This is a genomic window from Pseudoflavonifractor phocaeensis, from assembly GCF_016901735.1.
GTDB lineage: Bacteria > Bacillota > Clostridia > Oscillospirales > Oscillospiraceae > Pseudoflavonifractor_A.
Genome location: NZ_JACLZC010000054.1, coordinates 1 through 21,721 on the forward strand (window position 1 = coordinate 1; position 21,721 = coordinate 21,721).

The window sequence follows — 21,721 nt, forward strand, 5'->3', positions numbered from 1 at the left end:
GGTCCACCCGTTCCCATCCCGAACACGGCAGTTAAGCTCACCTGCGCCGAAGATACTTGTCTGGAGACGGACCGGGAAAATAGGTAATGCCAACACAGAACAAACTCCGAACAGCTATTGCTGTCCGGAGTTTTCTGTTTCTCCGACGCGAAAAAGGGGGAGCAGCGCAAAAAAGCGCTGCTCCCCTCGTTTTTTGTTCAGGCCTCGGACGGACGGGCCGCGTTGCTGATGTGGTCCTTGAGCTTCTGGAAGGTCTCGTCGCTTAGGTCATGCTCCAGACGGCAGGCGTCGCTGGCCGCCACATCGGGCGAGACGCCCAGGGTGGTGAGCCACTGGGTCAGAAGCTGATGGCGTTCGTAGATCCGGGAGGCGATGGCGTAGCCGGCCTCGGTCAGGGTGAGCAAACCGTCCTTGTCCATCTGAATGTATCCGTTTTCCCGCAGAAGGCTCATGGCCCGGCTGACGCTGGGCTTGGAAAATTCGAGGTGATGGGCCACGTCAATGGAGCGGACAGAGCCCTTTTCCTCCCGGATCATCAGAATGGCCTCCAGATAATTCTCCGCCGACTCTTGAATCTTCATGAGGCGCAGGCTCCCTTCGTAATATGTGCTAATGGAGATACTATATCACAAAGCGCGGTGGGAGGCAAGGGCAGGCAAAAAAGTTGAACCCATGCGTTCTCTAAGCCTGTAAAAAAGTTCAAAAAATCATTGGTGAAAATATACAAAAATTTCTTGCTCTAAAATGGGAATTTTTTGCGTTGGACCGATGAGACCATAACAGCCGCAACAGTTTGCGCCATCGGATACCGGGAGAAAAGATGTTGTAAAAATGCACAGAACAAATGGCATATGCAAGGAAATCCTCTTGCGTAATAACCAAACAGAATTATATAATAAAACTATAAAAAGTTGGGCGCGGCCCATCACAGATACAAAAACCAAAACTTTGAAGGAGGTAACACTCATGGCAACCTATGTTATGGCATTGGATCAGGGTACCACCAGTTCGCGCTGTATCCTGTTCGACAAGAAGGGTAATATTTGCAGCGTTGCTCAGAAGGAATTTACCCAGTATTTCCCCAAGGCCAGTTGGGTGGAGCATGACGCCATGGAGATCTGGGCCAGCCAGATGGGTGTGGCACAGGAAGCCATGCTGAAGATCGGCGCCAGCGCGGAAGACATCGCTGCCATCGGTATCACCAACCAGCGCGAGACCACCGTGGTGTGGGACAAGACCACCGGTCAGCCTGTTTATAACGCCATTGTGTGGCAGTGCCGCCGTACCGCTGACTACTGCGATCAGCTGGTGGCCGATGGTTGGACCGACAAGATCCGCAATAAGTGCGGCGTGGTCATCGACCCCTACTTCTCCGGCACCAAGATCCGCTGGATTCTGGAGAACGTCCCCGGCGCCCGGGAAAAGGCCGAGGCCGGCGACCTCCTCTTCGGCAATATCGACACCTGGCTCATCTGGAACCTGACCAAGGGCAAGGTCCATGTGACCGACTACTCCAACGCCTCCCGTACCATGCTCTATAACATCTTCGAGCTCAAGTGGGATGAGGAGCTGCTGGATCTGATGGGCATCCCCGCCTCCATGCTGCCTGAGGTCAAGCCCTCCAGCTGTGTCTATGGCGAGAGCGATCCCTCCATCTTCGGCTCTCCCATCAAGATCGGCGGCGCGGCCGGCGACCAGCAGTGCGCCCTCTTCGGTCAGACCTGCTTCCAGCCCGGTATGGCCAAGAATACTTACGGCACCGGCTGCTTCCTGCTGATGAACACCGGCGAGAAGCCCGTCATGAGCCACAACGGCCTGGTCACCACCATCGCCTGGGGCGTGGACGGCAAAGTGGAGTACGCCCTGGAAGGTTCCATCTTCGTGGCCGGCGCCGCGGTGCAGTGGCTGCGGGATGAGATGAAGCTCATCGATTCCTCCCCCGACTCCGAGTATATGGCCAATAAGGTCAAGGACACCAACGGTGTATATGTGGTCCCCGCCTTTACCGGCTTGGGTGCGCCCCACTGGGACGCTTACGCCCGCGGCGCTATCGTGGGCCTCACCCGCGGCGCCAACAAGTACCACATCATCCGCGCTACCCTGGAGTCGCTGGCCTATCAGACCTATGACGTTCTCACCGCCATGCAGGAAGACTCCGGCATCAAGCTCTCCGCCCTCAAGGTGGACGGCGGCGCGTGTGCCAACAACTTCCTGATGCAGTTCCAGTCCAACGTGATCCAGGTGCCGGTCCAGCGCCCCGTGTGCATCGAGACCACCGCTCTGGGCGCGGCTTACCTGGCCGGTCTGGCTGTGGGCTACTGGAGCAGCAAGGAAGAGGTCATGGAAAACTGGGCCGTCTCCCGCACCTTCGTGCCCGAGATGGACGAGGCCACCAGCAAGAAGCTCATCAAGGGCTGGGAGAAGGCTGTGGGCCGTTCCCTCAAGTGGGCCGATACCGAAGAATAAGAAAAAACGCACCGTCTGTGCGGTATGGGGCATCCCCCGGCCTGTTTGGTCGGGGGTCCCTGTTTCTGATGCATGAGGTGTAGAATATGCTGGAAAGGGTGAGGAAAAGCATATGGTAAGAGATGTGATCATCGTCGGCGCCGGCGTAGTGGGCTGTGCCATTGCCCGGGAGCTCTCCCGCTGGGATCTGGATATCCTGGTGGTGGACCAGGCTTCCGACGTGGCGGAGGGCGGCTGCACCAAGGCCAATACCGCCATCGTACACGGCGGCTATGACGCCAAGGAAGGCACGCTGAAGGCGAAATATAACGTGGAAGGCAACGGCATGTTCGACCAGCTCTGCGTCGAGCTGGAAGTGCCCTTTGAGCGCAACGGTTCTTTGGTCGTCGCCTTTGAAGGAGACGACCTCTCTCAGCTGGAAGTTCTGCGCAAGCGGGGCGAGACCAACGGCGTGCCCGGCCTGAAGGTCCTCAGCGAGGCGGAGCTGCGGGAGAAGGAGCCCCATGTGGGTTCCACCGCCAGAGGGGCCCTGTGGGTGCCCACCGGCGCCATCGTCTGTCCCTACGAGCTGACCATCGCTCTGGCGGAGAACGCTGTGGAGAACGGAGCCCGGTTCCAGCTGGACACCGCCGTCACCGGCATCCGCCGGGAGGGAGAGGTGTGGCTGGTGGAGACCGCCGCCGGCGAGACGCTGGAGGCCAAAGCCGTGGTCAACGCCGCCGGTTATCAGTCCGGTAAGTTCAACAACATGGTCACCGCCGAGAAGCTGGACATCCTGCCCCGCCGCGGCGAGTATTATATGATCGACAAGTCCTATGCGGGTGTGTTCCACTCCGCCATGTTCCAGCTGCCCAGTGACAAGGGCAAGGGCATCCTGGTGGCCCGGACGGTGGACGGCTCCATTCTGATCGGCCCCACCGCCGAGGACATCGACGACCCCACCGACACCCGCACCACCGCCGAGGGTCTGGACAAGGCCCTGACCTTCGCCCGCAAGACCTGGGAGGATATGCCCACCCGGTCCTTCATCACCACCTTTGCTGGTGTGCGGCCCCGTCCCTCCACCGGTGATTTCAAGATTGGCGAACCGGCCGACGCCCCCTTCTTCTTCAATGCCGCCGGTATCGAGTCTCCCGGCCTGACCTCCGCCCCGGCCATCGGCAAGGACCTGGCCCAGCGGATCGCCCAGCGGCTCAATGCAGGCAAGAAGGATAACTTCAACCCCAACCGCAAAGCCATCCCCAAGTTCCGCGAGCTTTCCAACGAGGAGCGGGCCGCCCTCATCGCCCAGGACCCGGCCTTTGGCCGCATCGTCTGCCGGTGCGAGACCGTCACCGAGGGCGAGATCCGGGCCGCCATCCGCCGGCCTCTGGGCGCCCGTACCCTGGACGGCGTGAAGCGCCGCACCCGCGCCGGCATGGGCCGCTGCCAGAGCGGCTTCTGCTCGCCCAGAGTGGTGGCCATCCTCTGTGAGGAGCTGGGACTGGACCCCACCGACATCACCAAGTTCGGCGGCGCGTCCAAGCTGCTGGTAGGCCGTATCGGAGAGGAGGGGAAGGCATGAAAACCATTGACCTTTTGATTATCGGCGGCGGTCCCGCCGGCCTGGCCGCGGCGGTGGCCGCGTGGGAGTCCGGCGTACGGGACCTGCTGATTTTGGAGCGTGAGGAGAGCCTGGGCGGTATCCTCAAGCAGTGTATCCACAATGGCTTCGGCCTCCAGCGCTTCGGCGAGGAGCTCACCGGCCCCGAATACGCCCAGCGCTACATCGACCAGGCCATGGCCCTGGGGGTGCCCTATCAGTGCAATACCATGGTGCTGGACGTGACCGCCGACCGGGTGGTCACCGCCATCAGCCCCACCGAGGGGCTCCAGCAATTCCAGGCCAAGGCCATCATCCTGGCCATGGGCTGCCGGGAGCGTCCCCGGGGCGCGCTGGGCATCCCCGGCTGGCGCTGCGCCGGCATCTATTCGGCCGGTACCGCCCAGCGCTTCGTCAACCTGGAGGGCTTCCTGCCCGGCAAAAAGGTGGTCATCCTGGGTTCGGGCGACATCGGCCTTATCATGGCCCGCCGCATGACCTTTGAGGGCTGCGAGGTCAAGGCCTGCGTGGAGCTGATGCCTTATTCCAGCGGCCTGAAGCGCAACATCGTCCAGTGTCTGGACGACTACGGCATCCCCCTGATGCTCAATCACACCGTGGTGGACATCTCCGGCCGGGAACGGCTGGAGGGGGTCACCATCGCCGAGGTGGGTCCCGACCGGAAGCCCATCCCCGGCACGGAACAGTACATCGAGTGCGATACCCTGCTGCTGTCGGTGGGCCTCATTCCCGAGAATGAGCTCTCCAACGCCGCCGGCGTGGCCATTTCCCCCGCCACCTCCGGGCCGGTGGTGGACGAGACCCTGGCCACCAGCGTGCCCGGCATTTTTGCCGCCGGCAACGTGCTCCACGTCCACGATCTGGTGGACTTCGTCTCCGAGGAGTCCGCCCGGGCCGGCGTGCAGGCCGCCCGCTACGTCCTGGAGGGGCAGAGCGCCCAGGGCCAGGCGGTCCAGGTGGAGCAGGGCTTCGGCGTCAACGGCATCGTGCCCCAGCAGGTCCACGTGGGGCAGGTGGACGCCCCCATCCGCTTTATGTTCCGCCCCCGGGACGTCTATAAGGCGGCCCGCATCTGTGTGGACATCGACGGCGCCGAGGTGCTGCGGGGCAAGCCCCATATGATTATGGCCCCCGGCGAAATGGCGGTGCTGGAGGTGGGACCGGAGGTCTTTGCCGGTCATGAGAACGCCCAAAAGATCACGGTAAGACTGGAGGTGAAGGGCTGATGGAGACACGGTATCTGACTTGTATCGGCTGCCCCATGGGCTGCCAGCTGACGGTGGAAGTGGAGAACGGCGCCATGGTCAGCGTCACGGGCAACACCTGCAAGAAGGGCAAGGAATACGCCGAGCATGAGGTGTCCGCCCCCACCCGGATGGTCACCTCGGTGCTCACCGTGGAGGGGAGCGCCGAACCCCTGTCGGTAAAGACCGCCCAGGCCATTCCCAAGGAGAAGATTTTCGACTGCCTGCGGGAGATCCGCAAGGCCAAGATGAAAACTCCCATCTCCATTGGGGACGTGGTGGTCCATGACGTGTGTGGCACCGGCGTGGACGTCATCGCCACCCGCAATCTGTAACATAGAAAATTCCCCTTTCGCTCAGGCGAAAGGGGAATTTTTCAGCCTGTCGAAGAAGTGAAACGCGGTGCAAGAAAAAATCAGGTACTTGCATAGAAGCGGGGGAGTTCCTCGCTTGCCTCCCTCTCTGAGGGAGGTGCCCCGAAGGGGCGGAGGGAGTAGGATGACTCCCTCAGTCAGCTGCGCTGACAGCTCCCTCAAAGAGGGAGCCCAGGCACGCTGGGAATTGAAAAACGACATGGCGGGAATTTGCATCATTCACCCGCGATACTTGCACGCCGATGGGATACAGACTTTTTCGGCATTCTGAAAAATTCCCCTTTCGCTCAGGCGAAAGGGGAATTTTTTACTCTATGGAGGTTGTCTCCCGGGAGGTACGGAGACGCTTGCGCACGTCCCGCTTGACCAGGGTGTAGAGAACGGAGGTAATGGGCACGCTGAACAGGACGCCCACCAGGCCGAAGAGGCCGCCGCCCACCGTCACCGCGGCCAGCACCCAGATGCCGGGCAGGCCGATGGAGGTGCCCACCACCCGGGGATAGATGACGTTGCCCTCGATTTGCTGGAGGATGACCAGGAAAATGAGGAAGATCAGCGCCCGGATGGGGGAGACCATCAGCAGCAGGAAGGCGGAGAGAATGGCGCCGATATAGGCGCCCGCCACCGGAATGAGCGCCGAGACGCCGATGATGACGCCGATCAGCGCGGCATAGTCCGGCTGGATGAAGAGCATCCCCAGCGCGCACAGGCCACCCAGGATGCAGGCCTCGGTGAGCTGTCCGCTGACAAAGTTGGTGAAGGTGTCGGCGGTCAGATGGACCACGTCCAGGATCATCGCCGCCGGCTTGGGAGGAATATAGGCCGAGAGGATACGGCGGCTCTGGGCCAGGAGGGTCTCCCGCCCGCCCAGCATGTAGATAGAGAACACAATGGCCAGCACCAAGGTCACGATGCCGGAAATAATGCCGCCGGTAAAGTTGATGAGATGGGGGGCGGCGTTGCCCAGGGTGGAGAGTACCGTCTCCAGCATACCGTTGAGGTAGGTACGCAGGCTGGAAAAGTTAATGAGGTCCAGATCCGTGAGATGGAGGTGTTCCGCCAGGCTGTTCACCCAGACTTGCAGGTTGGCGACATAGCCGTTGAGCTGGCTGGCAAAGAGCTGGATGCTCTCCCCCAGTTTGGGGAGCACAAAGGAGAAAACGGCGGCGATCAGGAGGAGGAGCATCACATAGGAGGTGAGCACCGCCAAGCCCCGGCCGGCCTCCGGGTCATCCTTGCCCAAAGCCTTATGATAGTGGCGGAAAAAGAACTGGCAGGGACGGTTGAGTACAAAGGCAATGCCGAAGCCGATGAACAGAGGCCCCAGCAGGCCCAGCAGACTGCCCAGCATGGCAAAGATGGTGTCGATCCTGAGCAGCACCAGCGCCAGAAGCAGGGTATAGGTGACAATAAAGAGGATACTTTTGAATAATTTCCGGTCCATGGACACGCTCCTGTCTGTCAATAGGATCATCCAGCGAAAGAGGATAATGACACTATATCACCCTGCGCAGGGTTCGTCAATGAAAATAGCGGGAAAGGGAAGGGGAGGTTTTTGCCTTGACAGGGACAAGGGTTTTGGCATACAATGAAGGATATGTATTTCAGCCCTCAGCGGTATTTTTCGGGCAAAAAAGACCGGGAGCAGACCGCTGGAAAGGAGCGTTTTTCCGTGATTCAACTAGAACATATCAGCAAAACCTTCCCCACCGCCGACGGTGAGGTCCAGGCCCTGCGGGATGTGTCCATTACCATCGGGGACGGCGACATCTACGGCATCGTGGGTATGAGCGGCGCGGGCAAATCCACCCTGGTGCGCTGCATCAATCTCCTGGAGCGTCCCACCGAGGGACGGGTCCTCATTGACGGCCTCATCGAGACGGAGAACGGCGAACCGGTGGACCTGTGCCAGCTGCATTCCGCCCAGCTGCGGCAGGCCCGGCGGTCCATTAGCATGATCTTTCAGCAGTTCAACCTGCTCATGCAGCGTACCTGCCTGAGCAATATCTGCTTCCCCATGGAGATCGCCGGAGTACCCAAGGCCCAGGCCAGAAAGCGGGCCCAGGAGCTGCTGGAAATCGTGGGTCTCCCCGATAAGGCCGGCGCCTATCCCGCCCAGCTCTCCGGCGGCCAGAAGCAGCGCGTCGCCATTGCCCGGGCACTGGCCTCCAATCCCAAGATTTTGCTCTGTGACGAGGCCACCTCCGCCCTGGACCCCACCACCACCCGGTCCATCCTGCGCCTGGTGCAGGACATCAACAAGCGTCTGGGCATCACCGTGGTGGTCATCACCCATGAGATGGCGGTGGTGGAGGAGATCTGCACCCATGTGACCATTCTGGACCACGGCCGGGTGATGGAGACCGGCACGGTGGAGGAGGTCTTTTCCAACCCCAAGACCGAGGCCGGCCGCAGGCTGGTCTTTCCCGAGGGCGCGGTCATTGAGCGGCTGCCCGCCGTGCGGGTGGTGCGGGTGGTCTTTAACGGCGGCTCGTCCTATGAGCCCCTCATCGCCTCTCTGGCCATCGACTGCCAGGTGAAGGTGAACATTCTGGGGGCCGACACCAAGAACATCAACGGACAGGCCTTCGGCTCCATGCTGCTGGGGCTCCCCGAGGACCCGGCGGAGGCGGCCAAGGCCATGACCTATCTGCGCAATCAGCCCAACGTCACCGTAGAGGAGGTGCAGGATTACCATGCTTGAATTTTTCCAGAGCGCGGACGTGCAGGACCAGATTTCCGTCCTGCTGCAAAACCTGCCCGCTGATATTTGGGCCACCCTCTATTCCACCGTCCTTTCCACTCTCTTTTCCTATGTCATCGGTTTGCCCCTGGGCATTTTGCTGGTCACCGGAGAAAAGAACGGCGTCCGGCCCCTGCCCGCTCCCCTGATGGCGGTGCTCAATTTTATCATCAATATTCTCCGCTCCGTCCCCTTCCTGATTTTGATGATTATGGCTATCCCCCTCTCCCGGCTGATCCTGAACACCAGCGTGGGCACCGAGGCCCTCATTCCGCCGCTGGTGATCGCCGCCTTCCCCTTCGTGGCCCGGATGGTGGAATCCTCCCTGCGGGAAGTGGACGCCGGCGTCATTGAGGCCGCCCAGGCCATGGGCGCTTCCCCCTTCCAGATCGTCCGAAAGGTGCTTCTCCCCGAGGCCCTGCCCTCCCTCCTCACCGGCGCCACCACCGTCACCATTACCATCCTCAGCTACGGCGCTATGGCGGGTATCCTGGGCGGATCCGGCCTGGGCGCCACCGCCATCAACTACGGCTATTACCGCAGCAAGATCGTCATTCTCTACGGCGCGGTGATCCTGCTGGTCATTCTGGTGCAGATCATCCAGTCCATCGGTACCCGGTCCTCCGTCCGGCTGGACAAGCGGGTACGCAATGCCGGCAAAAAGAAAGGGTCCAAAAATCGCTGAAGTTTGGCCGGAGCGTGCGGAAATCTCTGTGCGCTCCGGCTCTTTTGTGCAAAGTGCTGCCTTGACAAAGGGGCCGAGGGTGTCATATACTAAGTGCAGCCAAAGCAAAACTGAATCACGCCCCTCAAACGCGAGGAAGAGAAGAGTAGCCAGAAAGATACGGCACAGAGAGCCCGGTACGGTGGAAACGGGTACGGAAGGTTCTGGGGAAGATGGTCTTGGAGCGGCGCGGCTGACTGCAATACGGCACAGGCTGCGACGGGTGCGCCCGTCAGCGCGCAGGAGTATGTTTGTACTCCATAAGGCTTCTGCCGTGAGGCAGAGGTGAAGCAAGGTGGTACCACGAAGCGGAAAGCTCTCGTCCTTGAACTGTATTCAAGGGCGTTTTTTTGTACCTTGTTTTGGGAAACATCAAAAAAAGGAGACATGAATCATGAAAAAACTGACCGCTCTCATCCTTACCGGCGCGCTGTCCTGCGCCCTGCTGGCCGGCTGCGCCGGCAGCGGCACCTCCACCACCCCCAACGCCAACGCCTCCACCGCGCCCCAGGGGTCCGACAGCACCGAACCCATCACCATCACCGTGGGCGCCACCCCCGCTCCCCACGCCGAGATCCTGGAGGTGGTGAAGGACATCCTGGCCGAGCAGGGCATCACCCTGGACATCAAGCAGTACAACGACTACATCCAGCCCAACAACGCTGTGGAGGACGGCTCCCTGGACGCCAACTACTTCCAGCACATTACCTACATGAACGACTTCAACGATCAGAACGGCACCCACCTGGTGAGCGTGGCCGAGGTCCATTACGAGCCCTTCGGCCTGTACGCCGGCAAGACCGACAGCCTGGACGCCCTGGCCGACGGCGCACAGATCGGCGTGCCCAACGACGCCACCAACGAAGCCCGCGCCCTGCTCCTCCTCCAGCAGGAGGGCCTCATCACCCTGAAGGAGGACGCCGGCATCACCGCCACCATCAACAATATCACCGACAACCCCAAGAACCTGGACATCGTGGAGATGGAGGCCGCCCAGCTGCCCCTCCGTCTGGCCGACCTGGACATGGCGGTCATCAACGGCAACTATGCCATTGACGCCGGTCTGAAGGTGTCCGACGCCCTGGCGGTGGAGTCCGCCGACGGCGAGGCCGCCCAGGCCTATGTGAACGTGCTGACCGTCAAGGAGGGCCGGGAGGACGATCCCGCCATCCAGGCTCTGGCCGAGGCCCTGTGCAGCGACGAGGTCAAGGCCTTCATGGAGGAGACCTACGGCGGCGCCGTGGTGCCTGTGTTCTAAGAAAAGGCAAAACGAAATCGGGCGTACCGTGTGTTTGCGGTACGCCCGATTTTTATGGTTGGAACAGAGTGCTTAGGCGAAGAGGTCGGCGGCCCGCACCAGCAGGGCGGACAGCTCCGCGCGGGTGGCGGAACCCTGAGGATTGAGGGTGCCGGCGCTGGTGCCGGTCAGCAGACCGGTCTCCACCGCCCAGTCCATGGCGGTCTTGGCCCAGCCGGCCACGGAGCCGTAGTCGGAGAAGTTTTGAGCGCTGGCGCCGGTGACGGTGGTGTCATAGCCCTGGGCCTTGGCGTAGTTGTAGAGCAGCGCCACGGCCTGCTCCCGGGTCAGGGTAGCGGTGGGGGCGAAGAGGGCATAGGTGGCGCCGTTCTGCTCCACGGTGCCCACGCCCTGGGTGACGCCCTGATCGGCGGCCCAGTTGACGGCGGTCTCATACCAGCTGCCGGCGGTCACGTCGGCATAGGCGGTGGTGGCCCACTCGCCGGCGGGGCTGCCCGCCATGCGGTAGAGGACGGTCACCATCATGGCCCGGTCGGTGGTCATCATGGGGCTGAAGAGGTGGGTGGAGGTGCCGTTCATCAGGCCCAGGTCGGTGACGGCCATAACGGATTCGGCGTACCAGGCAGTTTCGGCCACGTCGGTGTAGCCGGTGCCCTGGACGCTGGCAAAGGCGGTGTTGGAGATGAAGTTATACTCATCCCGCTGATGGGTCTTGTTGGTCAGGGTGTTGGCGAAGAGGACCACGTCCAGCTGCGCGCCGTCCGCGCCCGCGCCCTGATAGGCAATGGCCTGGATGGAGTTATCCAGGAAGTCGGCGTAATGCTCGCCGGTGCTGGGCAGGAAGCCCTCCAGCAGCTCCTTGGAGCCGTCCAGCTGCACCAGAACCTGAGCGCCGTCGGGGATGGCGGCGAAGTAGCCCGCGCCGTAGCCGTAGAGGATGTCGTCCCCTTCGGAGATGTAACTGGCGGTGGTGGGAGTGACGGTGGGATAGGTCACATAGGCCAGGGCGTCCATGGCGTTGCGGCTGACGCTCTCCCGCACCAGCTGGCCCTCCTCAAAGAGGGAGACGGCGGAATTGATGGCGTTGGAGCCGTAGCCGATGTAGGGGGTGCCGCTCTTCACGGCGGCCAGGGCCTGGGCGTCCAGAGCGGCGGCGCCGATGATGAGGTCGGCCTCGGCGGCGTTCTCGGTGACGGTGAAGCCCAGGGTCTCCATGGCCTGGCGGTCGTAGTTGTACTGGGCGGCGCCGCTGACCAGGGTGCTCTTGACAAAGCCGCTGTCATTGTCGGCGGGCTTGCCGGAGATGTAGATCACGGGAGCCTTGGGAATGAGGGAGGTGGCGGAATCAACGGTTTCCACGCCGATGCCGGTGAGGAGATAGTCGTCGGCCACACTCAGCCAGTCGGCGTAGGAGCACAGGAAGCTGCCCATGTAGGGCTCGTCCACCAGGACGGAGACCTCCTTGCCCGCTTTGAGCAGGGCGTTGACGGCGGCGGTGGAGTCCTCGGAGGCGTTCACCAGGATGACCTGGGCGTCCTTCACGCCGGTGAAGGAGGAGGTCAGGGTGGACACATAGGCCTGGGCGTCGGCATAGTCCATGGCGTCGCCGCAGGCGTCGGCGATGGTTTCGTAGGCGGCGGGTTCGGCGCACACGGCCATGTCGAAGCCGCGGGTCTTGTTGAAGGCGGTGATGCCCTCGGAGTAGAGGACGGGCCACTCGGTGATGACGGTGCCGTCATACAGCACGCCGTTGGCCACCGAGCGCTTAGCCTGATACATGGAGACGATGAGGGTGCCGGCGGGGTAGGTCACGCCGTCATAGGTGAAGGGCTCTTCGGTCAGGTTGACCTTTACGCCGTTGCGGGCCAGATACTCCATCATATCGGCGGCGGCCTGCAGGTTGGACTGGTTGACCCCGTCCATGGGGATGATGTAGCACTCGGGGTAGAAGTTGCCGTTTTCGCCCTCGCCGTCATACTCGGGGCGGAACAGGTCGGCCTCGGCGCCTTCCACGTCGTACTGGTCGCAGAACCACTGGCCCACCAGGTCGTAGGCGTCGGAGTTGGCGTTGGTCACGCCGCGCTCGAAGATCTTGGTCTGGGCCAGGAGGTAGCTCTCCTTGTTTTCGGCGATGTAGGCGCTCTGGCCCAGCTGGCCGTAGGACAGGGCCTCCACCATGAACTCGTCATAGGCGGGGACCTCCACGGTGTAGGCGACGGTGCCGTGGAGCATGGCGTACTGGGGGGTGTAGCTGGTGGACATATCGTCCCAGGGGTCCAGCCATTGGGTCTGATCGTCGCCGTCGGCAGTCTTTTCACCGGTGTAGGTCAGATAGTCGCGCTGGGGGATCACATAGCTGTTGTGGCCGTCGTTGTTGGCCACGGCGGCAATGCCCAGGGCCTCGCCGCCGGTCATCAGGTGCTCGGCCAGCAGGTCGTACTCAAAGTTGGGCTCGTGAGGGGGATCGCAGGGCTCGCACTGGAAGGCGGAGACGCGGCCGTGGAACTCGGTAAAGCTGACGGGGTTCCACTGGGCGATGAGCTGGGTCATATTCTGGGTTTCTGCCTGGGTCTGGAAGGAGTTGTCGCGGTTGAGATCAAAGCCGCCGGAGGAGGTGCGGGTCACGTAAGTACGGCCTTCCACGTTCTCCTCGGGGACGATGAGGAAGAACACGTCGTCCAGCAGGTCGTCCACATCCACCGTCTCGGTCTCGATGGTGTAATACTTCTCCAGGTCCACCACGGTGGAGCTGGTGGCGGTGGTGCCGTCGGCGTTTTCGCCCTTGATGTAGCCCAGGTAAGTGGCGGTATCGGCCACCAGATCGGGGACGGCGACGGAGCCCTCCGCGCCCTTTTCGCCCATCTGGGCGGCCAGCTCGGCCTCGCCGGCGGCGGTGAAGCCGGTGAGCTTATCGTAGTCCACCGTGCCGCGCTCGGAGGCGGCGGTGTTCACCAGCATCCAGGCAAAGGCCAGCACGCCGTCGGCGGCGGCCACCTCGTTGGCGTGGACGTTGGAGTAGAGGACGGGGACCTGATAGTCGCCCAGGGTGCCGTTTTCGATCTGGGCGATCAGGGCGGAGGGATCAGACTCGGCCTTTTCCTTGATGGTCTGCCACTTCTCCACCGCGGCCTTGTTCTTGGCCACGATCAGATAGGGCATATCCAGGCTGTCCAGGCCGTTGTCGCCCTGGCTCTTGCCCATGGAGCACTTCTCCACATAGAGATCGGTATTGTCGGCGGCAAAGTCCACGATGGCGTCAATTTCCTCATAGAGCTCGGCCATGGTGTGGAAGCTGTCATAGGGGGCGATTTTCAGGGAGACGCTGCCCTGATTCTGGCCGTTCAGGTCGGCGGTGAGGTTGAAGTAGCCGCACACGTCCAGATAATAGCCGCCGTTCACATGGGGGGCGCTGAAATCGTCGCCGAAGTAGCAGCTGTTGGAGAAGGTGACAGTCAGATAGACTTGGCCGTTTACCACCTCCACGCCGGAGGTCACGTCAGAGAAGAAGGGGGTCTCGCCGTCGCTGCACACCCAGGCGTCCAGGGCGCCGCCGGCGAACTGGTTGGGATAGAGGGCGTCGTCCAGGTATTCCTGGCTCTCGTCCCGGAGCAGGGACCAGACCACCTGCGCGGCGATTTCCTGGGCCTTGGCCTCGGTCATATTCACCGGGATACTGGCCTTAAAAGTTCGCTCATTGGTGAGGGAGATCATGTTTTCGCCGCCGTCTTGGGTGGTATTCAAGAACTGGGCGGTGGACGTGGAGGGTTCCGCAGCCGAAGCCGGCACCACGCACAGGGACAGCAGGAGGGCCAGCGCCATCAGCAGGGACAGCAGCCGTCCAAGGGACGTTTGTTTCTTCATATGCTTCACCAATCCTCTTTCCTCCGGAGTTCCGGGTGTATAACATCCGGATACGGTGGATAATTATGAAAGAGAGGATACCACTTTTCAGCTGACATGTCAAGAGAAGGTGAATAAAAAACCGGCATATGCGCTACTTCAGCACGCCACGGTGCATATCCCGGAAGATGCCCGGGGTCTCCTTCAGGGCGTGGAAGGAGCCGCGCTGGACGATTTCGCCCCGATCCATCACAATAATCTCGTCACAATGCTCCAACGTAGTCAGACGGTGGGCGATGGACAGAATGGTGGTGGACTGTTCCGCCTGCATTTCCTCAATCTGGGTTTGAATGTATTTTTCGGTGGTATTATCCAGAGCGGAGGTGGCCTCATCCAGAATGAGGATCTCCGGCTTGCGGAGGAAAATACGGACCAGGGCGATGCGCTGCCGCTGACCGCCGGACAGGTTGCCGCCCCCCTCGGCCACCTGGAAGTCATATCCGCCGGCCAGCTGCTCCACCACCTGGGAGAGACAGGCCCGCCGGGCCGCCTCCTCCACCTCCGCCCGGGAGACGGGCCGCTTTATGCCGTAGCAGATGTTCTCATACAGGGTGTCGGCCACCAGAAAGGGGCTCTGGGGCACCAGCGCCACCCGCTCGGCCAGCTCCGCCCTGGAAAGCCCGTCCAGATCCACCCCGCCGATGGTAATATGACCCTCATAGGGCTCCAGCTTGGCGATGAGCTTGATGAGGGTGGACTTGCCGCAGCCGCTGGGACCGGCGATGCCCACAAATTTTCCCCGTTCCACCCGCAGGTCGATGTGGTCCAGCGTTTTGACCTCCGGCTTTTCCGGATAGGAAAAGGACACCCCCTTCAGCTCCAGTTCACCCGGCGCCGGGTCCGTCCCGCCGCGGGGAGCGGGCAGCCGGTAGGAGAAGTCCGTGGGAAGCTCCACAATGGCAAAATAGTCCCTGGCCAGCACCATGCTCTCGGAGAACTCGTCTAAAATGCGGTGCAGCTCCCGGAGCGGGCTGGTGAGCTGGGTAAAGCACAGGTAGGTGGAGAGCACCGTGCCGATGCTGATGGTCCCGCCCGCGGCCAGCAGCACCGTCAGGGCGATGACCACCACGTTGAACACCGCCTCGTTGATGAATTTCAGGCAGTCATAGAAGGCCATGGCGGTATGGTGCTTCATCTCCTTGGCCCGCAGCCGCTCGGAGCGCCCCTCCAGGCGGCCCAGCTCCCGCTGGGTGCTGTCCAGCACCCGGATGGTGTCGATGCCCCCCAGCAGCTCCACCATGGTGCCGTCCATGGCCGCTTTGGTCTCCATCAGCTCCACCCGGATGCCCTTTTGGGTGGAGATCTGCCGCAGCACGATGAGGGTGCCCACCGGAATGACCATCACCACCGACAGGGCCACCAACAGGGGCAGCTTGGCGAAGATCACCGCCACCGCCGCCATGCCGCTGGCCACCGCCGGGGCAAAGTCCATAAAGAGCAGCTTGATAAGCTTGGAGGTCCCCTCCAGGTTGCGGTTGAGGCGGCCGTGGATGTTGCCCGTCATGTGGGCGCGGAAGTAGGACAGGGGCGCTTTGAGCAGCGCCTCTGTGGCCCGCTGACGGGCGCTTTTTTCGATGTAGGTGGCGGTATCCTCCACCATCAGCCGCCGGATCACCTTGATGACCTCATTGACCACGTTGGCGCACAGGATGAAGAGCAGGATGGGAGCCACCGACTGGAACCGGATGCTCTGCTCGGCCAGCACATGGTCGGTCAGGTATTCGATGGCCAGGGGAGTGAGCTGGGTCAGACCGGCCGACAGGGCCAGAATCACCAGTACGCCCAAAAACTGCGCCTTTTGTCTGGGCCGCAGGAAGGAAAAGAGCTTGCGCAGGATGGCCTGGTCCGACGCCCCGTTTTTTCACCTCATACGAACGCCTCCCGGAGTTTTTCTTCATCATACCACAAAACAGGGGATGCCGGGACAGAAAAAAGCGCGGACAGGAGAAGTTCCTGTCCGCGCCGGGAAATCGTGAGGGGAATACTTACTTGATGTTGCCGTAGGGGTTGACGGTGATCACAGTGGCGTTGGCCTCGGGCTCCACGGTGGTGTCGTTGGAGACGGTAATCTCACCGTCGAACATGGCGGCCACCAGATCCTTGTAATTGTCCTGGGTGAAGTTGTCATCCCACTGAGTGGACTCCATGGGCAGCTGGACATAGTTGGCCTCGGGATCGTCGCCGGACACCAGGCCCAGGGTCTCGATCTGACCGGCGTAGGAGGACCAGTTGTCGTTGAGGATGATCTCTTCCAGGATGTGCTGGGTGGTGGGCGCCAGGCCCTTCATGGCGGAGGTGACGGTCATACCGGCGCCGTAAGCGTCGATGATGGCGGCCTGGTCCACGTCCACGCCGATGACCTTGCCGTCCACCTTGGCGGCGGCCTCAGCAGCGGAGGTGTAGATGCCGCCGCCGCAGGCAAAGACCACTTCCACGCCCAGGGTCTGGTACCAGTTGTCCATGTAGCTGGTGATGTCGGCGTCGCCGTTGAACTGGTTGCCGTAGACATACTCCACGGTCACGCTGTCGCCGATGCCAAGCTCGGCGGCGGCGGCGTCAACACCCTGCACGAAGCCGTAGCCGTAGCGCATGACGGCGGGGACGGCCATGCCGCCCAGGAAGCCCAGATGGGTGTAGCCCAGCTTCACGGCGGCGTAGCCGGCCATGTAGCCGCACAGCTCTTCCTGATACACGGCGCAGTAGACGTTGTCGGAGTAATAGTAATCCTTCACGTTCCAGTTGTCGGGATTGTAGTCGTACTCCTCGCCCTGCAGGGGTACGCCGGCCTCCAGGATGTCGCCGGCGGCCACGTCCAGGGCCACGAACTTCACTTCGGGATACTGCTCGGAGGCCTCCACGATGGTGCCGCCGAAGGCGTAGCCGGGCATCACGATAACGTTATAGCCGTCGGCCACAGCGGCGTCCACCATGGCCACGCGCTCGGCGGTGTTGTCGCCGTTGGGCTTATAGTAGCTGAACTGGATGTTGTTGGCATCACAGAAGGCCTTACAAGCCTCATAAGTCGTCTGGTTGAAGGACTGGTCGGTGATGTCGCCGTAGTCGGTGATCATGGCCACCTTGTAGTCGCTGGCGGTGGCGTCGTCGCCGTTGCTGCCGTCAGGCGCAGTGCTGGTGGTGGTGGTAGTGTTGCTGCAAGCTGCCAGGCCGGCCACCATGGACACGGACAGCAGCAAGGCGGCGATTCTCTTGAACATCTTCAATCTAATCTACCTTCCTTTCCATAAAAACAGAGCCCAAAAGGGGGAGACGGTGTGATTGCGTCATCCGAAAACTGGGCGTAATTTCATTATACAACACACCCTAATAAAGAGCAACCGAAATTTTACGTTTTTGCGCGGATTTTTACAGAACTATTAAATAAATAAAAGTACGCCCCTTACTTTTAAGTAAAGAGCGTACTTTTTTAGTGATTTCTTTTGGGCCTTTTGACGAAGGAACTCAGCCCTTGACCAGTCCCACCAGGGCGCTGGCGCCCAGCCGGTCGGCCCCCAGATCCATGAGGACCTGGGCCTCCTCCAGAGAGTGGATGCCGCCGGAGGCCTTGATCTTCACGCCGGGGCCCACATGGGCCTTGAAGAGGGCGATGTCCGCCCGGGTGGCGCCGCCGGTGGAAAAGCCGGTGGAGGTCTTGATATAGTCGGCCCCGGACTGGGTGACGATCTCACACATGCGGATCTTCTCTTCTTCGGTGAGCAGGCAGGTCTCCACGATGACCTTCAGGATGCGGCCGCCGCAGCTTTCTTTTACCGCCTTAATCTCCTCCAGCAGGTCGTCCCAGCGGCCGTCCTTCACCCAGCCCAGGTTGATGACCATGTCGATCTCGTCAGCGCCGGCGCGGATGGCGTCCTCGGTCTCAAAGACCTTGACCTCGGTGGTGGCGTAGCCGTTGGGGAAGCCGATGACGGTGCAGATCTTCAGCTTGTCGCCCACATAGTCGGCGGCCTGCTTGACGCTGGCGGGGGGGATGCACACCGACGCGCAGCCGTACGTCATACCCTCGTCGCAGATGGTCTTGATCTGCGCCCAGGTGGCGGTCTGCTTCAGGAGGGTGTGGTCGCAGTGGGCCAGGATGTTCTGAATGTCCATGGTTTCCCTTCCTTTCTTTACTTCACGGTGATGAGTTCATAGGAGCGGGTACCGATGCCGATCTTTTCAGCGTGCTCCAGGCAGGCCTTCCAGTTGGTCTCGGGGAAGGTGTTGGTGAAGTGGTCGTGATGGTCGCAGAAGCCGTCGGCGTGCATGTTGTCGTAGAGCTTGGAGCCGGGGATGGGGGACTGGGCCATGCAGGCGTCGGCGCAGGCCTGATCCAGGGCCACCGGGTCGAAGGAGGCGAACATGCCCACGTCAGGCAGGATGGGCAGGTCGTTTTCGGCGTGGCAGTCGCAGTAGGGGGACACGTCCATCACCAGGCTGATGTGGAAGTGGGGCCGGCCGTCCACCACGGCCTTGGCATACTCGGCGATCTTGGCGCACAGCTCGTCGTTGGCGCAGTCGTTGGGGTTATAGATGGCGTCGAAATTGCAGACCCCCAGACAGCGGCCGCAGCCCACGCACTTGTCATGGTCGATGGCGGCCTTGTTTTCCGCGTTATAGGAGATGGCGTTCTGGGCGCACTGACGGATGCACATATGGCAGCCCACGCATTTTTCCTGCTGGACCTCCGGCTTGCCGCCGGCGTGCTGCTCCATCTTGCCCGCCCGGCTGCCGCAGCCCATGCCGATGTTTTTCAGCGCGCCGCCGAAGCCGGTGGCCTCGTGGCCCTTGAAGTGGGTGAGGGAGAGGAACACGTCGGCGTCCATCACCGCCCGGCCGATCTTGGCCTTTTTCACATACACGCCGCCCTCCACCGGCACCTCCACGTCGTCGGTGCCCTTGAGGCCGTCGCCGATGATGACCTGACAGCCGGTGGTCAGGGGAGAGAAGCCGTTTTCATAGGCGGCGTCCAGATGTTCCACGGCGTTTTTGCGCCGGCCCACATAGAGGGTGTTGCAGTCGGTGAGGAAGGGGGTGCCGCCCAGGCTGCGCACCACGTCGGCCACCACCTTGGCGTAGTTGGGACGGAGGAAGGACAGATTGCCCGGCTCGCCGAAGTGGAGCTTGATGGCCACCAGCTTTTTCTCGAAATCAATTTCCCCGATACCGGCCTGCCGCATGAGCTTTTCCAGCTTGCGCAGGAGGTTGGTGCCGGGCTTGGCCCGCAGATCGGTAAAATATACCTTTGCCTGTTCCATATTCACATCGCTCCTTTGTTCAAACCCGGGGACAGTCTTTGGCCTGTCCCGTTTCGTTCTTCCAAAACATCATCCCAAAGGCCGCCAGCAGCAGCGCGCAGGGGAGCAGTACCGCCCGCTCGGCAAAGCGCGCGCAGACAAAGCCGCCCAGCGCCGCTCCCGCGATAAAAAAGAGGATGATGCCGTAATATTCCCCCGCCTGCCGGCGATCCTCCCGCTTTCCGGATTGCAGGAATTGCCACAGCCGTTCGGTGCCGCTGCGCAGGTTGCCGGTACACATGGTGGTGGCGAAGGCGTGGCCGTGGACCTTGCGGAAGCTCTCCACCTGCACGGCGCACACAAAGGCCACCGCAATGTTGGCCAGGCTGTTGAGCTCCTGGGGCAGGAAGGCCACGCCAGAAAGCAAAATGGCTTCCGCCAGGACGCACAGCTGCCGCCAGTGGATGAGCCGTCCCTGACACCGGCGCTTGATGGCCTCGGCCGCCACCACGCCGGCGGCAAAGGCCAGGATGGGAGCCAGGTATCCCAAAGCGGTAAACCACTGCCGGTTGAGCAGATTGACGCCCAACAAAACCATGTTGCCGGTCTCCGCGTTGGCAAAGACCTTGCCCCGTACCAAATAGGTGTAAGCGTCCAAGAATCCGCCGGCCACCGCCAGCACGGCGCCCAGCCGGAAGGTCTCGGACATCTGTTTTCCCCTCGTATCCATCGTTACTCGCCTCTTTTGAGGGCCATCCACACAGTGTGGGGCATATCCATATGGTAATAGTGCTTGACCAGCCGTCCCACAGGGCGCATCCCGTTCCGGCGGGCCACCGCCTGGGAGGGCAGGTTATTGTCCCGGATGATGGAGTAGACCGCATCCAGATCCAGCGCGTCAAAGGCGTAGGCCTTGCAGGCCATGGCCCCTTCGGTGGCGTAGCCCAGCCCCCAGAATCTGCGGTTGAGCAGATAGCCAATCTCCGGCACCTGCTGTCCCGCCCAATCCTGGAGGGTGAGGCCGATCTGCCCCACCAGACGCCCGGTGTTCCGTTCCACCGCCGCCCAGAGGCCGAAGCCGTCGGTCTCATACCGCCGGAGCTGCCGGGCGATCCACTCGTCCACCTCTTCTTCCGAAAAGGCGTGCTCGTAGGCGTACATGGTCTCCCTGTCCTGGAGGATGGCGCAGAGTTCCGGCCGGTCCGCCCAGGTCATGGGACGCAGCAGCAGCCGCCTGGTCTCCAGCATGGACTCAGAAGGGCAGGCCCAGTCCGCCGGTGATGCTCTGCATGGAGGAGGCCACGTCGCTCTCCGCCGCCCGCAGGGCCTCGTTCACCGCCGCCACGATCATATCCTGGAGCATTTCCACGTCCTCCGGGTCCACCGCCTCGGGGTCCACCTTGATGCTCTTGACCACCCGCTTGCCGGTGACCACCGCTTCCACCATGCCGCCGCCGGCCTGGGCGGTGTATTCCTTCTCCTCCAGCTCGGCCTGCATTCTGGCCATATCCTGCTGCATCTTCTGGGCCTGCTTGATCATGTTCATATTGATGCCGCCCATACCGCCCATTCCGGCGCGTCCAAAGCCTTTTGCCATTGTGTGTTCCTCCTTCGAATTTGGATAATATTCGTCAAAAATTACCTTTTGTTGTAGTTTATTTGATGACCCGGTGTTCCAGACCCTTGGTTTTTTCCACCAGCTCGTCCAGATGGTCCCCGGCGGGAGGGACCGGTTCGGCCGCGGGTTCCGGGGGCTGTCCCACCGCCACCGTGCAGCGCACCGTCCTGCCCAGCATGGCGCCGGCGGCGGCGGCCACCGCCTCCAGGGTTTTGCCCCGGGTGACCATGCTGGCGGTAAAGTCGCTGTCCACCCACAGGGTGAGCACATCGCCCTCCAGTCGTCCCTGTACCATATTGCCCTTGGTCAGGAAGGAGTAAACCCCCATGGAGACCCGTTTATAAAGGGCCTTGACCAGCGCCGGCCAGAGGTCCGCGCCGCCAGAGGTGCCGCCCGTAGGGGCCGCCGCCACAGTGGGCGCGGGGGGAGCGGCAGCCGGAGCCGCCTTGGTTCGCCGGGATGCGGTACGGACGGGAGGGGGTTCCTCCACCGGCGGCGCCCATTCGCCCGGCTCTTCCGGCAGGGGCGGGCGTTCCTCCTCCTCCCAGGGGGGGCGGTCC

General features: G+C 61.9%; 17 protein-coding genes, 1 rRNA gene and 1 pseudogene. 8 read left to right on the forward strand and 11 right to left on the reverse strand.

The features are described 5' to 3' along the window. Positions 1-95, forward strand: a 5S ribosomal RNA gene (rrf, locus tag H7U37_RS11265); the annotation flags it as partial. A gap of 102 nt (positions 96-197) precedes the next feature. Here rrf and H7U37_RS11270 read toward each other — a convergent pair. Continuing rightward, complete coding sequence (locus H7U37_RS11270; RefSeq protein WP_204875749.1) at positions 198-581, reverse strand: metal-dependent transcriptional regulator; 384 nt, start codon at positions 579-581, stop codon at positions 198-200. A gap of 385 nt (positions 582-966) precedes the next feature. Here H7U37_RS11270 and glpK point away from each other — a divergent pair, with 385 nt between their 5' ends. The 4 genes from glpK (at position 967) to H7U37_RS11290 (ending at position 5,648) form a co-directional block, all read left to right on the forward strand. Continuing rightward, complete coding sequence (glpK, locus tag H7U37_RS11275) at positions 967-2,466, forward strand: glycerol kinase GlpK (protein WP_204875754.1); 1,500 nt, start codon at positions 967-969, stop codon at positions 2,464-2,466. A gap of 112 nt (positions 2,467-2,578) precedes the next feature. Continuing rightward, positions 2,579-4,030 carry an NAD(P)/FAD-dependent oxidoreductase gene (locus H7U37_RS11280; RefSeq protein WP_204875757.1) on the forward strand — a complete coding sequence of 484 codons (1,452 nt, stop codon included), beginning with the start codon at positions 2,579-2,581 and terminating at the stop codon, positions 4,028-4,030. Continuing rightward, positions 4,027-5,295 carry an NAD(P)/FAD-dependent oxidoreductase gene (locus H7U37_RS11285; protein ID WP_204875759.1) on the forward strand — a complete coding sequence of 423 codons (1,269 nt, stop codon included), beginning with the start codon at positions 4,027-4,029 and terminating at the stop codon, positions 5,293-5,295. Before H7U37_RS11280 ends, H7U37_RS11285 begins: the two co-directional genes overlap by 4 nt. After that, entirely contained in the window at positions 5,295-5,648 is a 354-nt protein-coding gene (locus H7U37_RS11290) for a DUF1667 domain-containing protein (protein WP_204875761.1), read from the forward strand. The genes H7U37_RS11285 and H7U37_RS11290 overlap by 1 nt, the downstream gene beginning before the upstream one ends. 346 nt (positions 5,649-5,994) lie before the next feature. Here H7U37_RS11290 and H7U37_RS11295 read toward each other — a convergent pair whose 3' ends face one another. Next, positions 5,995-7,131 (reverse strand): AI-2E family transporter, encoded by a 1,137-nt coding sequence (locus H7U37_RS11295; RefSeq protein WP_204875762.1) that lies wholly within the window; start codon positions 7,129-7,131, stop codon positions 5,995-5,997. Between the two features lie 228 nt (positions 7,132-7,359). On the opposite strand from H7U37_RS11295, the gene H7U37_RS11300 reads away from it, so the two are divergent. The 3 genes from H7U37_RS11300 (at position 7,360) to H7U37_RS11310 (ending at position 10,412) form a co-directional block, all read left to right on the forward strand. Further along, positions 7,360-8,391, forward strand: a complete 1,032-nt coding sequence (locus tag H7U37_RS11300; protein ID WP_204875763.1) for an ATP-binding cassette domain-containing protein — start codon at positions 7,360-7,362, stop codon at positions 8,389-8,391. Then, positions 8,384-9,115: a methionine ABC transporter permease gene (locus H7U37_RS11305; protein ID WP_204875765.1), complete on the forward strand. Its 732-nt coding sequence runs from the start codon at positions 8,384-8,386 to the stop codon at positions 9,113-9,115. Before H7U37_RS11300 ends, H7U37_RS11305 begins: the two co-directional genes overlap by 8 nt. Positions 9,116-9,548: 433 nt before the next feature. After that, on the forward strand, positions 9,549-10,412 hold the full coding sequence (locus H7U37_RS11310) for a MetQ/NlpA family ABC transporter substrate-binding protein (protein WP_204875766.1): 864 nt from the start codon (positions 9,549-9,551) through the stop codon (positions 10,410-10,412). 72 nt (positions 10,413-10,484) lie between these two features. Here H7U37_RS11310 and H7U37_RS11315 read toward each other — a convergent pair whose 3' ends face one another. From H7U37_RS11315 to H7U37_RS11355, 9 genes and pseudogenes are all read right to left on the reverse strand, one after another. Next, positions 10,485-14,273, reverse strand: a complete 3,789-nt coding sequence (locus H7U37_RS11315) for an S-layer homology domain-containing protein (RefSeq protein WP_204875768.1) — start codon at positions 14,271-14,273, stop codon at positions 10,485-10,487. 133 nt (positions 14,274-14,406) lie between these two features. Continuing rightward, positions 14,407-16,098: an ABC transporter ATP-binding protein gene (locus tag H7U37_RS11320; protein ID WP_243414307.1), complete on the reverse strand. Its 1,692-nt coding sequence runs from the start codon at positions 16,096-16,098 to the stop codon at positions 14,407-14,409. 199 nt (positions 16,099-16,297) lie between these two features. Next, positions 16,298-17,527, reverse strand: coding sequence for a BMP family lipoprotein (locus tag H7U37_RS11325; protein ID WP_204875777.1), 1,230 nt, complete (start codon positions 17,525-17,527; stop codon positions 16,298-16,300). A 244-nt stretch (positions 17,528-17,771) separates the two neighbouring features. Continuing rightward, the gene (gene deoC / locus H7U37_RS11330; protein ID WP_204875778.1) at positions 17,772-18,419 is read right to left on the reverse strand and encodes a deoxyribose-phosphate aldolase; all 648 of its coding nucleotides are present in this window, start codon (positions 18,417-18,419) and stop codon (positions 17,772-17,774) included. A gap of 17 nt (positions 18,420-18,436) precedes the next feature. Next, positions 18,437-19,564, reverse strand: a complete 1,128-nt coding sequence (locus H7U37_RS11335; RefSeq protein WP_204875779.1) for a DUF362 domain-containing protein — start codon at positions 19,562-19,564, stop codon at positions 18,437-18,439. Between the two features lie 19 nt (positions 19,565-19,583). After that, positions 19,584-20,273 (reverse strand): YoaK family protein, encoded by a 690-nt coding sequence (locus tag H7U37_RS11340; RefSeq protein ID WP_243414308.1) that lies wholly within the window; start codon positions 20,271-20,273, stop codon positions 19,584-19,586. Positions 20,274-20,275: 2 nt separating this feature from the next. Beyond that, positions 20,276-20,791 carry a GNAT family N-acetyltransferase gene (locus tag H7U37_RS11345; protein ID WP_204875780.1) on the reverse strand — a complete coding sequence of 172 codons (516 nt, stop codon included), beginning with the start codon at positions 20,789-20,791 and terminating at the stop codon, positions 20,276-20,278. Between the two features lie 4 nt (positions 20,792-20,795). Then, entirely contained in the window at positions 20,796-21,140 is a 345-nt protein-coding gene (locus H7U37_RS11350; protein WP_204875781.1) for a YbaB/EbfC family nucleoid-associated protein, read from the reverse strand. A 58-nt stretch (positions 21,141-21,198) separates the two neighbouring features. Continuing rightward, positions 21,199-21,721, reverse strand: a pseudogene (locus H7U37_RS11355) (DNA polymerase III subunit gamma/tau); the annotation flags it as partial.